This is a genomic window from Pseudomonas sp. MWU12-3088 (genome assembly GCF_023242405.1).
Lineage (GTDB): Bacteria > Pseudomonadota > Gammaproteobacteria > Pseudomonadales > Pseudomonadaceae > Aquipseudomonas > Aquipseudomonas kribbensis.
On sequence record NZ_JALJEA010000008.1, the window covers coordinates 82,098 to 95,803 of the forward strand.

10 protein-coding genes are annotated in these 13,706 nt (G+C 61.5%); 4 read left to right on the forward strand and 6 right to left on the reverse strand.

All coding sequences use genetic code 11. From position 1 onward, the window contains the following. Positions 1 to 14: 14 nt before the first annotated feature. Entirely contained in the window at positions 15 to 1,385 is a 1,371-nt protein-coding gene (gene eat, locus M5B98_RS19180; protein WP_085732968.1) for an ethanolamine permease, read from the reverse strand. 201 nt (positions 1,386 to 1,586) lie between these two features. After that, complete coding sequence (locus M5B98_RS19185) at positions 1,587 to 3,107, reverse strand: aldehyde dehydrogenase family protein (protein ID WP_248743647.1); 1,521 nt, start codon at positions 3,105 to 3,107, stop codon at positions 1,587 to 1,589. 301 nt (positions 3,108 to 3,408) lie between these two features. Here M5B98_RS19185 and M5B98_RS19190 point away from each other — a divergent pair, with 301 nt between their 5' ends. The 4 genes from M5B98_RS19190 (at position 3,409) to M5B98_RS19205 (ending at position 7,665) form a co-directional block, all read left to right on the forward strand. After that, positions 3,409 to 5,325 (forward strand): sigma-54-dependent Fis family transcriptional regulator, encoded by a 1,917-nt coding sequence (locus tag M5B98_RS19190; RefSeq protein ID WP_248743648.1) that lies wholly within the window; start codon positions 3,409 to 3,411, stop codon positions 5,323 to 5,325. Between the two features lie 69 nt (positions 5,326 to 5,394). Further along, positions 5,395 to 6,744: a UDP-N-acetylmuramate:L-alanyl-gamma-D-glutamyl-meso-diaminopimelate ligase gene (gene mpl, locus M5B98_RS19195; protein ID WP_248743649.1), complete on the forward strand. Its 1,350-nt coding sequence runs from the start codon at positions 5,395 to 5,397 to the stop codon at positions 6,742 to 6,744. Then, positions 6,741 to 7,388 (forward strand): flavin prenyltransferase UbiX, encoded by a 648-nt coding sequence (gene ubiX / locus M5B98_RS19200; RefSeq protein WP_085712297.1) that lies wholly within the window; start codon positions 6,741 to 6,743, stop codon positions 7,386 to 7,388. The genes mpl and ubiX overlap by 4 nt, the downstream gene beginning before the upstream one ends. Then, positions 7,381 to 7,665 carry a YceK/YidQ family lipoprotein gene (locus tag M5B98_RS19205; RefSeq protein WP_248743650.1) on the forward strand — a complete coding sequence of 95 codons (285 nt, stop codon included), beginning with the start codon at positions 7,381 to 7,383 and terminating at the stop codon, positions 7,663 to 7,665. The genes ubiX and M5B98_RS19205 overlap by 8 nt, the downstream gene beginning before the upstream one ends. A gap of 41 nt (positions 7,666 to 7,706) precedes the next feature. Here the strand turns inward: M5B98_RS19205 and M5B98_RS19210 are convergent, their stop codons facing one another. From M5B98_RS19210 to M5B98_RS19225, 4 genes are all read right to left on the reverse strand, one after another. Beyond that, positions 7,707 to 10,328: a hypothetical protein gene (locus M5B98_RS19210; protein ID WP_248743651.1), complete on the reverse strand. Its 2,622-nt coding sequence runs from the start codon at positions 10,326 to 10,328 to the stop codon at positions 7,707 to 7,709. A gap of 246 nt (positions 10,329 to 10,574) precedes the next feature. Continuing rightward, positions 10,575 to 11,216, reverse strand: coding sequence for an oxidoreductase (locus M5B98_RS19215; RefSeq protein WP_085712294.1), 642 nt, complete (start codon positions 11,214 to 11,216; stop codon positions 10,575 to 10,577). A gap of 27 nt (positions 11,217 to 11,243) precedes the next feature. Next, positions 11,244 to 12,971, reverse strand: a complete 1,728-nt coding sequence (locus M5B98_RS19220) for a C13 family peptidase (protein WP_248743652.1) — start codon at positions 12,969 to 12,971, stop codon at positions 11,244 to 11,246. A 110-nt stretch (positions 12,972 to 13,081) separates the two neighbouring features. After that, positions 13,082 to 13,537, reverse strand: a complete 456-nt coding sequence (locus tag M5B98_RS19225; RefSeq protein WP_007909575.1) for a MaoC family dehydratase — start codon at positions 13,535 to 13,537, stop codon at positions 13,082 to 13,084. Positions 13,538 to 13,706 lie beyond the last annotated feature (169 nt).

Genomic DNA, 13,706 nt, shown 5'->3' on the forward strand with positions numbered 1-13,706 from the left:
TGCGGGTGCAACTTCTAGATACCTTCGAGCATAGCGTCTGCCGGTGCTTCGGAGCGTTGCTTGGCGGTCAGCTGGAAGTACAGGTAACCGGCAGCCATGAACCCGAGGAACACGCAACCGATCAGGGTGTTGAACCAGGCCATCGCCACCAGGCACACCACCGCCAGAAACAGCGCGATTCCCGGCACGATCGGATAGCCCGGCGCGCGGAAGGTACGCTCAAGATTCGGCTCGGTTTTACGCAGTTTGAACAGGCTGAGCATGCTGATGATGTACATCACGATGGCGCCGAACACCGACATGGTGATCATCGCGGCAGTGAGGCTCATGCCTTGCAGATTGACCAGTCCGTCGCTGTAGATCGCTGCGATGCCGATCACGCCGCCGGCCAGAATCGCCCGGTGCGGGGTCTGGAAACGCGATAGTTTGGCCAGGCTTTTCGGCAGATAACCGGCCCGGGCCAGGGCAAAGAACTGCCGCGAGTAGCCGAGGATGATCCCGTGGAAACTCGCCACCAGCCCGAACAGGCCGATCCACACCAGCATGTGCATCCACGTCGAGTTGTTGCCGACCACCGCTTTCATCGCCTGGGGCAGCGGGTCGTTGATGTTCGCCAGTTGACGCCAGTCGCCGACGCCGCCGGCCATCACCATCACGCCGATGGCCAGGAACACCAGGGTCAGGATGCCGCTGACATAGGCCTTGGGAATCGTGCGTTTCGGGTCCTTGGCTTCCTCGGCCGCCATGGCCGCGCCCTCGATGGCGAGGAAAAACCAGATCGCGAAAGGAATGGCGGCGAAGATCCCGGGAATCGAGCCGAGGCTGAACTCACTGGAACCCGACCAGCCGTTGAGCACGAAGTTGCTGAAGCTGAAGCCCGGCGCAACCACGCCCATGAACACCAGCAGTTCAGCGACGGCCAGCACGGTGACCACCAGTTCAAAGGTTGCGGCGATGCTGACGCCGAGGATGTTCAGGGTCATGAACACGAAATACGCGCCGACCGCCGCGACTTTCGGATCAAGTTCCGGATATTGCACGTTGAGATAGGCACCGATGGCCATGGCGATGGCCGGCGGGGCAAACACGAATTCGATCAGGGTAGCGATCCCGGCGATCAGTCCGCCTTTCTCGCCGAACGCCCGACGGCTGTAGGCAAACGGCCCGCCCGCATGGGGAATCGCGGTGGTCAGTTCGGTGAAACTGAAGATGAAGCAGGTGTACATGGTCGCGACCATCAGGGCCGTGACCAGAAAACCCAGGGTTCCTGCGGTGCCCCAGCCGTAACTCCAGCCGAAGTATTCGCCGGAAATCACCAGGCCGACGGCAATGCCCCAGAGGTGCAGGGTGCCGAGTGTGGGTTTGAGCTGTGTGGTGGAAGTCATAAGTCCTCTCTGTCTTTTTTATTGTTCGATCTGTTGGACTTTCGGGTGCAGCGGTTGAGTGGGTGGATGCTGTTCACGCAGCGGCGGTATTCATGCAAATCCTGAATGACGGGTACGCAAGGCCCGTGCCAGAGCGGCCAGGCCAAGGATTGTCATCGGGATGAAAAGGGCGACACCGATATTTCGGTGCCGCCCGGTTTTTTAGAAGAAGCCCAGCGGGTTGATGTCGTAGCTCACCAGCAGGTTTTTGGTCTGCTGGTAGTGATCGAGCATCATCTTGTGGGTTTCACGGCCGACGCCGGACTTCTTGTACCCGCCGAACGCGGCGTGCGCCGGGTACAGGTGGTAGCAGTTGGTCCACACACGACCGGCCTTGATGGCGCGGCCCATGCGATAGGCGCGGTTGATGTCGCGGGTCCAGAGGCCGGCGCCCAGGCCGAACTCGGTGTCGTTGGCAATCGCCAGGGCTTCGGCTTCGTCCTTGAAGGTGGTGATGCTCACCACCGGGCCGAAAATTTCTTCCTGGAACACACGCATCTTGTTGGTGCCCTTGAGCAGGGTCGGCTGGATGTAATAACCGGAGGCCAGGTTGCCTTCGAGTTTTTCCACCTTGCCGCCGGTCAGCAGCTCGGCACCTTCGCCCTTGGCGATTTCCAGGTACGAAAGGATCTTGTCGAATTGCTGCTCGGATGCCTGGGCGCCGACCATGGTGTCGGTGTCCAGCGGGTCGCCACGTTTGATCTGGCTGACTTTCTTCATCACCGCCTGCATGAATTCGTCGTAGATCGACTCCTGAACCAGCGCACGGGAAGGGCAGGTGCAAACTTCGCCCTGGTTGAAGAACGCCAGCACCAGACCTTCGGCAGCCTTTTCAATGAAGCTTGGCTCGGCCTGCATGATGTCTTCGAAGAAGATGTTCGGCGACTTGCCGCCCAGTTCTACGGTGGACGGAATGATGTTCTCGGCGGCGCATTTCATGATGTGCGAGCCGACCGGGGTCGAGCCGGTGAACGCGATCTTGGCGATGCGCTTGCTGGTGGCCAGGGCTTCGCCGGCCTCTTTGCCGAACCCTTGCACCACGTTGAGTACGCCCGGCGGCAGCAGGTCGCCGATCAGTTCCAGCAGTACGCTGATGCCCAGCGGGGTTTGCTCGGCAGGTTTGAGCACCACGCAGTTGCCGGCGGCCAGGGCCGGGGCGAGTTTCCACGCGGCCATCAGGATCGGGAAGTTCCACGGGATGATCTGGCCGACCACGCCCAGCGGTTCATGGATGTGATAGGCCACGGTGTTGCCGTCGATCTCGGCGGCGCTGCCTTCCTGGGCGCGCAGGCACCCGGCGAAATAGCGGAAGTGGTCGGCGGCCAGCGGGATGTCGGCGTTGAGGGTTTCGCGGATGGCTTTGCCGTTGTCCCAGGTTTCGGTGATTGCCAGGGTTTCGAGGTTCTGTTCGATGCGGTCGGCGATTTTCAGCAGGATCAGCGAGCGGGCCTGGGCGGAGGTCGAGCCCCAGGCATCGGCTGCGGCGTGGGCGGCGTCCAGCGCTTTTTCGACATCTTCGGCAGTGGAACGCGGGAATTCGGCAATCGGCTGGCCATTCACTGGCGAGGTGTTGGTGAAGTACTGACCTTTGACAGGCGCGACGAACTCGCCGCCGATGTAGTTACCGTACTTGCTCTTGAACGAGACCTTGGCGCCTTCAGTACCGGGGTGAGCGTAACGCATGATGATGTTCTCCTTGGCTTTGTACTTATTAGAGAAACGCGCATGTGCGCTTGCTATAAGCGTAGAGCAAAGGTCGGGCCACTGCCGTGCAGGTCAGGCAAATCAAGGCCTTGCGTGATTTTTGTCGGACAAATGGCAAGCGTCTGTGACGGTATCGGTACAGCTCGGATGACAGTTTGTACCGCTTCTGGCGCAACCTGTGACCGGGTGGTCTTGCCAGCATTGCAAAGACCGGTTGGCTGGAGGATGCTGGGCACCACTTCACGCATGGGCCGATGAGCCTCGGGGAGAATAATAAGAAATGCACGACAACCATTTGAGTCGCCATGCCCGACAGGTTCTCACCGTTACCCAGGGCAAGCCGCACCTGCATGGCCCCGGTGCCGACCCGTCGATCGCCCGCTCGTGGCTGCGTTGTCTTGAGGATTATCACCTCGACCCGGCCCTGACCATGGCGCCGACCGTGCTCGAACACGGTCGTGTCCTCGAAAGCCGCGAACGGTTACAACAGGTGTTGCAGATTGCCGGCAATGAAATGAGCAGCCTGCATCAACAACTCTCCGGCGCCGGCCACGCGGTGCTGCTGACCGACGCGCGCGGTGTGATCCTCAACTGCGTCACTGCCCCTTCCGAGCGCAAGATCTTCGAACGCGCCGGCCTGTGGCTGGGCTCCGACTGGAGCGAAGCCTGCGAAGGCACCAACGGTATCGGCACCTGCCTGGTGGAACGTCAGGCCCTGACCATCCATCAGGACGAACATTTCCGTGGTCGCCACACCGGGCTGACCTGCTCGGCGAGCCCGGTGTTCGACCCTCACGGCGAGCTTCTGGCGGTACTCGACGTCTCTTCGGCGCGGCCGGACGTTTCGCGCCAGAGCCAGTTTCACACCATGGCGCTGGTCAATCTGTCGGCGAAGATGATCGAGAGCTGCTATTTCCTGCGCTGTTTCGATAACCAATGGCTGCTGCGTTTTCATCTCCAGGCCGAATCCGTCGGGCTGTTCAGCGAAGGGTTGCTGGCGTTTGACGGGGAAGGGCGAATCAGTGCAGTCAATCAGAGCGCATTGAATCTGCTCGGGCACATTCGTGGCGGCTTGCTCGGCAAACCGGTGGAGGCGTTTTTCGATTGTTCGCTGGATGAGTTGCTCGGGCGCGCCAGTGCCCACGCCAGCGCAAGCTGGCCGTTGCGTACTCGCGATGGTCGACATCTGTTTGCAGTTTTGCGCGGAGAGGCGCGCAAGCCGTCTCCCGTCCTGCAGAAACCGCCGGTTCCCGAGGCGCCACGGCTGGCCGGGATTTGCCTGGGAGATGCCGGGCTGCAAGCGGATTTCCGCAAGGCCCTGCGCGTGTTCGAGCGCGACGTGCCGCTGCTGATCAACGGCGAAACAGGCTCGGGCAAGGAAGCATTCGCCAAGGCTGTGCACAACGCCAGTCAACGCGCCGGCGAAGCCTTCGTCGCGCTCAACTGCGCGGCAATTCCCGAAAGCCTGATCGAGAGCGAACTGTTCGGCTATCGCGGCGGCAGCTTCACCGGCGCGCGCAAGGACGGCATGCGCGGCAAGTTGCAGCAGGCCGACGGCGGCACGCTGTTCCTCGATGAAATCGGCGACATGCCGCTGGCTTTGCAGACCCGTCTGCTGCGAGTGCTGGAAGACCGGCAAGTGGTGCCGATCGGTGGCGAGCCGGAAGCGGTCAACGTGCGGATCATCAGTGCCACGCACCGAAATCTGCTGGAGCGAGTGGCGGACGGCAGTTTTCGTGAGGATCTGTATTACCGGCTCAACGGACTGGAAGTGGCGCTGCCACCCTTGCGCGAGCGCAGTGACAAATCCCAATTGCTGGATTTCCTGCTGGCCGAAGAGGCGGGTGGGGAAACGATCCTGATCGAAGAGCCGGCGCGCCGGGCGTTGCTCGGGTTCAACTGGCCGGGCAATGTGCGGCAGATGCGCAATGTGCTGCGCACGCTGGCGGCGTTGTGCGATGAGGGGCGGATCGGGCTGGATGATCTGCCTGCGATGTTCCGGCAGGTGCAGCCGCTGCTGGTCAAAGCCGATGAGGCGTCGTCCGCACAGCCGCTGGAGGATGCCGAACGGCTGGCGCTGCTCAATGCGCTGGAGCACACGCGCTGGCACATGACCCATACGGCCGAGCAGCTTGGCGTCAGTCGCAACACTCTTTATAGAAAGCTGCGCAAACACGGGATCGCCCGTAGCGCCTGACCCCTGAAAACGAGGATGCGGTTTTCCCCTGCCTGGGCTACCCTGCGGCCATGTTTTACGAGGTCGACTATGCACATTCATATTCTGGGTATCTGCGGGACTTTCATGGGCTCGATGGCGGTTCTGGCCAAAGAGCTGGGCCATCACGTGACCGGCTCCGATGCCAACGTCTATCCGCCGATGAGCACCCAGCTCGAAGCCCAGGGCATTGAACTGACCCAGGGTTACGACCCGGCGCAGCTTGATCCGGCACCGGATCTGGTGGTGATCGGCAACGCTATGTCGCGCGGCAATCCGGCGGTGGAGTATGTGCTGAACAAAGGCCTGCCGTACGTGTCCGGCCCGCAATGGCTGGCCGACCATGTGCTGCAAGGTCGCTGGGTGCTGGCGGTTGCCGGTACACACGGCAAGACCACCACCAGCAGCATGCTCGCCTGGGTGCTGGAGCATGCCGGGATGAGCCCGGGTTTCCTGATCGGCGGGGTGCCGCAGAACTTCTCGGTGTCGGCGCGTCTGGGCGGCACGCCGTTCTTCGTGATCGAGGCCGACGAGTACGACAGCGCGTTCTTCGACAAGCGTTCGAAGTTCGTCCACTACCGTCCGCGCACCGCGATCCTCAACAACCTCGAGTTCGATCACGCCGACATCTTCCCTGATCTGCCGGCCATTGAACGCCAGTTCCACCACTTGGTGCGCACCATTCCGAGCGAAGGTCTGGTGATCCATCCGACCACCGAACCGGCCTTGCAGCGCGTGATCGAGATGGGCTGCTGGACCCCGGTGCAGACCACCGGTGCCGGCGGTCAGTGGCAGGTCAAGTTGCTGAAAGAAGATGGTTCGGCGTTCGAAGTGATGTTCGAAGGCGTCTCCCAAGGCGTGGTCGAGTGGGAGCTGACCGGCCAGCACAACGTCGCCAACGCCTTGGCGACTCTGGCCGCCGCGCGTCACGTCGGTGTCGTGCCGTCCATGGGCATTGCCGGGTTGAGTGCGTTCAAGAGCGTCAAACGCCGGATGGAAAAAGTCGCGGAAGTACGCGGCATCACCATCTACGACGATTTCGCCCACCACCCGACCGCGATTGCCACCACCCTCGACGGCCTGCGCAAACGTATCGGCGATGCGCCGCTGATCGCGATCATCGAGCCGCGCTCCAACTCGATGAAGCTTGGCGCCCACCGTGACGGTCTGCCGGACAGCGTGGTCGATGCCGATCAGGTGATCTGGTACGCCCCGGCCAACCTCGGTTGGGATCTGGCGGGCACCGCTGCGTTGTGCACCGTGCCGTCGATTGTCAGTGATTCGCTGGAAGGCATCATCGAACGCGTGAAGAGCCAGGCCCAGCCCGGCACCCACGTGGTGATCATGAGCAACGGCGGCTTCGGCGGCCTGCACGGCAAACTCGCCGAGGCGCTGAAATGAACACTCGCTTTCAGGACGGCGGCCCGGAACGCATCACACTGGCGATGACCGGTGCGTCCGGCGCCCAGTACGGCTTGCGCCTGCTGGATTGCCTGGTGCGCGAGGATCGCGAGGTGCACTTCCTGATCTCCAAGGCTGCGCAACTGGTGATGGCCACCGAGACGGATGTGTCGCTGCCGGCCAAGCCGCAGTTGATGCAGGCGTTCCTCACCGAATACACCGGCGCGGCGGCCGGGCAGATCCGCGTGTATGGCAAGGAAGACTGGATGTCGCCGGTGGCCTCGGGCTCCGGGGCACCGGCGGCGATGGTGGTGGTGCCATGTTCGACGGGAACGCTCTCGGCCATCGCCACCGGCGCCTGCAACAACCTGATCGAACGGGCGGCGGACGTGACCTTGAAGGAGCGTCGCCAGTTGATTCTGGTGCCGCGCGAAGCGCCGTATTCGAGCATTCACCTGGAGCACATGCTCAAGTTGTCGAACATGGGCGTAACCATCCTGCCAGCCTCGCCGGGCTTCTATCACCAGCCGCAGACCATCGATGACCTGATCGATTTCGTGGTGGCGCGGATTCTCAATCTGCTGGGCATTCCCCAGGACATGCTGCCGCGCTGGGGCGAGCACCATCTGAGCAGCGATGAATAAGCTGCTGGCGATCCTGCTGATGTTGCAACTGACTGGCTGCGCCACCGCGCGCACGCTGGATGCCGCCAAACCCGGCGCGCCGGTGGTGTACGCCGGCACGCGGCTGGATCTGTATGCGATGAATGGCGGATGTTGTGCGATGGATCGGTTCGGCGCCGAGGCGCCGAGCTATCCCGGCGTGGATCTGCCGGCCAGCGCATTGCTCGATACCCTGTTGTTGCCGCTGTCCGTGCTGACGGTGCTGGGCGTCGGATTTCAGGCGACCGGAGGGTTATGAAACACCGGCTCGATCAGGCAAGGTCGAGCCGGTAACCGTTCTCAGGAGAGACTGATCAGTTCGGGCGGGAAGCTGATATCGGTGGAGAAAAGGTCTTTTCCCTGCGGCAACTCGAGAACACGCTTTCCGGCTTTCGCCACCTCATCGATCAGGGCGTCATATTCGTCCCGATTCAGGTCTCCCGCCCTTGTGCGGCCTTCGATTGCATTGTCATGGCTCTGGCTTGAGCCGGTGACGCGGTCGCGCGCCTGTGTGTGTATGTCGTCCACGGTAGCCGCGCGAGTCATGGTCGAGTTGACCAGCCAGATGCGCCTCGAAGTGAAACCGATCGCAGACATCGAAACGTGACCCTCGAGCTTCATACTCGGGAACAGCCTGCTGTCGTCTGCCGGTTTCGGGGTGATCCGCGTGGTGTTGTAGGCGCGGTTATCCTGCCCGGAAACGACCTCGACGCCACGGGTATCAAGCAAATAGCAGAACATGATGCGCTGGGAGCGGGACCTGGAGGCGGCGTCAGTCGTCTGTTTCGATTCGTGGGTGGTCTGTGGCGCGTTCGGATGGCCGCCGGGAGAGGCAGGCAACCCTCTGGCTTCATTGGCGAAACCCATGGCCGTTCTGAGGCTGAACAACGCGCTGACAGCCGTCCCGCTGGTGGAACCCTCGGCCGCTATGGGCCTTGGCTGCATGGAACCGGGCCGGGCAAATTCGAAGGGCGTCCGGTCGTCCACTTTGAACACGGCGGGAATGTCGTCCCGATACAGGAAGTTGTGTTTGTTGCGTTTGAAGCCGCAACGTTGCAGCAACTCCCGGAAAAAGGGGGCGGTCAGGCTGGCCTTCAGCAGACTTGTGCCCCCTCCCTGATTTCTCAATCGAATGATTTCGGCTTTGATCTCCGGCAGGTACGGATCGAACTGTTCGAAGCTGGTCACGACGAGTGTACGAGCCTGATGGGTTTTGACCCAGGTCGGTACTTCATCATTGATCAGGTTGTTGAACTGCCCGGTGGGTGAGATTTCGTTGCACAGTCGCGTCAGTTGTTCAGTGGACAGATTGTAGGGCCGGAACCGTGCAATGATCTGATCCCGGGACTTGAGTGGAGAATCCGGATTGGTCCACAGCCGCAGGTAGTCGATCAGTTGTTCGCGCCGCGAAGGGTAATCCCGTTGCCTGACCCAGGCCGGCGGTTTCAGGTGCAGCGCGACGTCCTGACGAAAGCGCAGGATATCTGCGCCTTCGATCCGGTACAGATTCCAGATATCGATGTCCCGCCAGTAAGGGCGAAACGCTCGCTGATTGGGGGAATACCTGATGGGGCTGACGATGGTCAGTTCGAGGCCTTCGGGGAACGCTATTTGGGTAAGAGGGCCGTGGCTGTCGTCCAGGCCTGGCTTGCGTCGCATTTCTACATAACCATGAAAGTTCTGGTTGTCGATGTCCCAGGTGTAGTGACTCTGATGGCCATACCCCGGCGTGGTGTCCGCTGTCTCGGGAGTGTCGGGTGTTGGCGGGCGCGGCGAAGGCGTTTGCAGGTCGGGTATTTCGGGTGTCGGCATACGTGGCAATGGAGATTGCGGGGCTGGTGTGCTGCGATGCAGGGTGACCGACTCAAGGTATTTCACCCACTCGGCGGGAGTGCGCTTTTGAAGCTCCAAGAGTCGATTGAACATGTCGCGGTCCATCTCCCGACCTGACCAGCGGTGCAGTTCGTCAAACAGATGGGTGTTTTCCATTCGCTGGGCCCGGACTCTGGCCCACTGAGGTTTCTTGCCGGTGCGCTCGGCTTCGGTGCGAAAACGGGTGATATCCGCGCCCTGCAGGCCATAGAGATCCCAGATGTCGCGGTCAGTCCATGCAGGCAGCAATTCTGCTGGCCGATCGATGGGGTGAGTAGGGGCCTCAACAATGACATACGAGCCGTTTTCGTCCATGAAAGCATGATGCGACGGGGGGCCGACCGAGTCGCCCCGTCGCATTTTCCGGTGCATGACCACATAGCCATGGTGGTTGGTTATGTCGTTATTCCAGACGTAGTTCCGGGTGTCGATATAAACCGCTGTCATGTCCGACTGCGCCTGGGGCGCAAGTCCCTGAGCCTGGATATCTTCCGGGTTGTCTGTCTGCCGATGCACCACAGGCTCGATCAGAACGCTGGTATGTGCTGGCTCGCCGACTCGCCAGGTAGTGCTTTGCGGGTCGAAACGCAGGGCAGGACCAGAGGGATGCATTTCCTGTGGAAGCTTGGCCCGGTAGGTTCCTGCGCTTTCGTCCCAGTCCACCATGACCGTAGTGGTCGCGGTGTACTGCACTTCGGCATAAATACGTCCCCTGTGGACGCGCAACCCTTCGGTGTTGGCGTCAGGCAACAGTGTTCGCATCTGTGGCGGCAGCTCGTAGTGGCGGATTGAATCGCTCGGGCGCGGATTGCTGGATGTAATGTGCTCACCTTCCCCAGGCGTGGGGATCAGGTCCTGAACCCGTACCGAAGGCAGCGTGTCGCTTGTCGGCGGTAGTGTCGGCAACCGTGGCTCGGGCTGATGGGCGCGCGGTGCGTCGGGTCGAAGCCCTCCCGGAAGTTCAAGGCGCGGTGTGGATAAAAGCGGTGACGTATCAAGGGTGCTGTGAGGTGCACCGGTATTTTTCGGTGATGGATTTTTGGGTCTCATCAAGGCGTCCTTTCATTGATGGCCTGCCGTCGGGAATTGCCATTCGATGACGGGATGGCAGACGCAGGCGTGCCGGAGGACACGTTATCCATGAAAGGGAAGGGATGTGTGGTAGATAGTTAGGGCACGGTTGTTGAGTCGATTCGGCCCATATCAGGGTGCGGGCGAGCAGCCCAACACAAGATCCTCGGGCGTCATTGGAAGGTGACTGTCCGGATCCGCGTTGAACCACTGTGACAAGTAAGCTTATTTACCGAGTTTTCTCAGTTCATCCGACTCGACGATCCGCACCCCGTCCTGCTCCTCAAGCGCCAGCCGCCACATGGCCCGGGCCAGCTGGCAGGCTTCGATGCCACGGTACTTGCCGGGAATCAATTTTGAAAACGGTGCGGCAAGCTGTTCGCCCAGACGTGGCTCGCTGCGGTCACCCAGCAGCAGCGAAGGCCGGCAGATGGTGAGCTGCGGCCAGTCCTGCGCGCGCAGTGCGTGTTCCATCTCGCCTTTGACCCGGTTGTAGAAAATCGAGGATCGGCGGTCGGCCCCCAGGGCACTGATCACGATCAGGTGCCGTGCACCCATTTCCCGGGCGCGCTTGGCGAACGCCACCACCATGTCCAGATCCACGGCGCGAAACGCCTCTTCGGAGCCGGCCTGCTTGATGGTGGTGCCGAGGCAGCAGTAGGCAATGTCGACCCGGCCGGCCAATTGCGGCAGGAACGTCTGTGGGTCGCCGACCGGGTTTTCCAGATGTGGATGTTCGGCCAGTGGCCGGCGTGAAGGGGCCAGGACACGGGTGATCGTCGGCTCGTTGAGCAAACGGTCGAGCAGGTGCTCACCGGTCAGCCCGGTGGCGCCGGCAAGCAAGACATGCTGAGGCGTCAAGTACATAGTGTCTCTCCCTTGATACTGTTCAGCTTAGTTGCTGTTTGTCGCTCCGTCGTTCAACGCAGCACTTTGCAACGCTTTTCTCGCTTGTTGTTTGCGCAGCAGTTGCCAATGTGCGAGCACGGTTTTCGGCGCCCAGATCTGCGGTTCGGAGGCTTCGAAGTTGTCCGCCAGCTCGCGCTCGGCAACGGTGGCCTTGGCCAGTTTGAAGGCTTGCTCCAGATCGTCGGTCTGGTTCAGCGCCTGGGCAAACAGGGCATCGCCGAAATAGGTGAAGTTGGCCTCCTCGGAGCAGCCGAACGATACGCGGTCGGCGCGCGAGGCGGTCATGATCAGCGTGCGTTCGTCCTTCAGCGCCGGAATGAAACCACCCGAATAACACGAGGAGATGACGATGATCTTGTCGCGGTTCTTCAGCGGTGCGAGCACGGCGGCGAGTTCGTCGGCGGGCAGGTCGGCCAGTTCCATGCGTGGCTGATCGAGGACCAGTTCGTGTTCGGCGGTGCCGTGGCTGGTCAGATAGATGAACACCAGGTCTTCCGGGCCAGTGCGTTCGGCCAGGGTCAGGGCGGCGCGGCGCAGGTTTTCGCGAGTGGCCATCGGCCGGTCGCCGAGGTGGTCACGGTGATTGACCAGACGAATCTGGCCATAGGCACCGAAACGGCTGGCGAGCATGTTCGCCACATAATCGGATTCGCGCAGGAACACGCTTTGCTTGCCGTCGCCGCCGAGGGTCAGGGTGTACAGCTCCACCGCTGGGGTCGAGGCCGGCACATTGGCCAGCGCCTCATCGAGCAGACGGCCCTGAGCGAGCAGGCCGAGTTCGAGGGTGTCGGGCAGCAATTTACCGTCGGCATCACGCACGCGCTGGCCGTTGATCCAGGTGCCGCTGAGCACGGTGCCGTCGGTCAGCACCAGGGTGCCCCGGCCCGCGTAGCTGTCGCTGTCGAACCCGCCGATATAGAAACTGCCGTCGGACAGGTTCAAGCGGCCCTGGCCACTGAAACGCCAGTCGTTGAAAAAGCCGATGTAATGGCTGCCGTCGGCGCCGATCAGTTCGCCTTTGCCGGTCAGCGCGCCTTCCTTGAACTGGCCGAGCCAGACGTCGCCGTCGGCGTTTTCGTAGCGGCCCTTGCCGTGCAGTTGATTGTTCTTGAAGCCGCCGACATAGATATCGCCGTCGGCGCTGTTGAAGGTGCCGTTGCCTTCGAGCTGGCCGTTGATGAAATGGCCGCTGAATTGATTGCCGCTGGCGTCGCCGCGCTGGCCTTCACCGTTGGGTTTGCCGTGGGCGAACTGGCCCTGATAGGAACTGCCGTCGTCGAGTTCCAGACGGCCGAGGCCGGAATACTGGTCGTCCTTGAATTCGCCGCGATAGGTCATCGCGTTTTCCTTGAGGGTGCCTTCGCCCTCGCGCCGGCCGAGCTTGAAGCCGCCGGTGTAGCTGCCGCCGTGGGTGGTCAGCGTGCCCTGGCCGTCGAACAGGCCTTGCTGGAAGTTGCCGCGATAGACCTCGCCGTTGCTGCCGTGCCATTCGCCCTGGCCATGCCACTGGCCCTTGTCGAACTCGCCCGCGTACCAACTGCCGTTCGGGTAGTCGACCCGACCCTGGCCTTGCAGCAGGCCGTTGACCAGTTCGCCGCGATAGCGGCCGCCATCGGGCAGACGTGCGTCCGGGGGCAGCAGCGATTCACCGTCGCCGCAAGCGGTGAGCATCAGGGTCAGGGCAAGCGGTGCAAGAGCAGCAAGTTGGCGCATAGCGGGATCCGGGCAATTAGGCGACCGAGTATGCCGTAGCTATGTGACCTTATACAGCCGGCAGAGAGGAGTGGATGCGAAACCGCGTGAGCCGTTTCGCATCCCGGCACTCAGACGAAGCAGAGTGACAGCGGTTCGGCGATGTAGGCCGGTTTGTCCGAGCCTTCGATCTCCAGGGTGGCGGTGGCCTTGAGCAGCCACTGGCCGGGTTTTTTCTCGGTCACTTCACCGAGGTCGACCTTGAGCCGGACCTTGGAATTGACCTTGACCGGCTGGATGAAACGCACGCTGTCCAGACCGTAGTTGACCACCATCTTCACGCCTTGCGGCAGGATCAGGATGTCTTCCATCAGTTTGGGGATCAGCGACAACGACAGGAAACCGTGTGCAATGGTGCTGCCAAATGGCGTTTGCGCGGCTTTGACCGGGTCGACATGGATGAACTGATAATCCCCGGTGGCTTCGGCGAACAGGTTGATGCGCTCCTGATCGATAGTGAGCCATTCGGAACGTCCGAGTTCCTTGCCGACATAATCTTTGAGCTCTGCAACTGGAACATAGGGCATTGAGACTCTCCTTGGGTTCATCGGTTTTATAGTTTTTCAGGTGGGGGATTTGACCGCCCTGCGAACCACTGTAGATCATCATGACGATTTGCTCAGGTCAACCGACCATGCTTTTGGCGAATGCCGATCCATAGCGCAGGCGTGCTTATAATGCCGGGCCCGTGCTTGG

What these genes read in the sequence shown, in the direction of transcription:
- ubiX (WP_085712297.1), top strand. Translation starts at nt 6,741, where the DNA reads ATGAACACTCGCTTTCAGGACGGCGGCCCGGAACGCATCACACTGGCG.
- eat (WP_085732968.1), bottom strand. Translation starts at nt 1,385, where the DNA reads ATGACTTCCACCACACAGCTCAAACCCACACTCGGCACCCTGCACCTC.
- M5B98_RS19190 (WP_248743648.1), top strand. Translation starts at nt 3,409, where the DNA reads ATGCACGACAACCATTTGAGTCGCCATGCCCGACAGGTTCTCACCGTT.
- M5B98_RS19205 (WP_248743650.1), top strand. Translation starts at nt 7,381, where the DNA reads ATGAATAAGCTGCTGGCGATCCTGCTGATGTTGCAACTGACTGGCTGC.
- mpl (WP_248743649.1), top strand. Translation starts at nt 5,395, where the DNA reads ATGCACATTCATATTCTGGGTATCTGCGGGACTTTCATGGGCTCGATG.
- M5B98_RS19220 (WP_248743652.1), bottom strand. Translation starts at nt 12,971, where the DNA reads ATGCGCCAACTTGCTGCTCTTGCACCGCTTGCCCTGACCCTGATGCTC.
- M5B98_RS19185 (WP_248743647.1), bottom strand. Translation starts at nt 3,107, where the DNA reads ATGCGTTACGCTCACCCCGGTACTGAAGGCGCCAAGGTCTCGTTCAAG.
- M5B98_RS19210 (WP_248743651.1), bottom strand. Translation starts at nt 10,328, where the DNA reads ATGAGACCCAAAAATCCATCACCGAAAAATACCGGTGCACCTCACAGC.
- M5B98_RS19215 (WP_085712294.1), bottom strand. Translation starts at nt 11,216, where the DNA reads ATGTACTTGACGCCTCAGCATGTCTTGCTTGCCGGCGCCACCGGGCTG.
- M5B98_RS19225 (WP_007909575.1), bottom strand. Translation starts at nt 13,537, where the DNA reads ATGCCCTATGTTCCAGTTGCAGAGCTCAAAGATTATGTCGGCAAGGAA.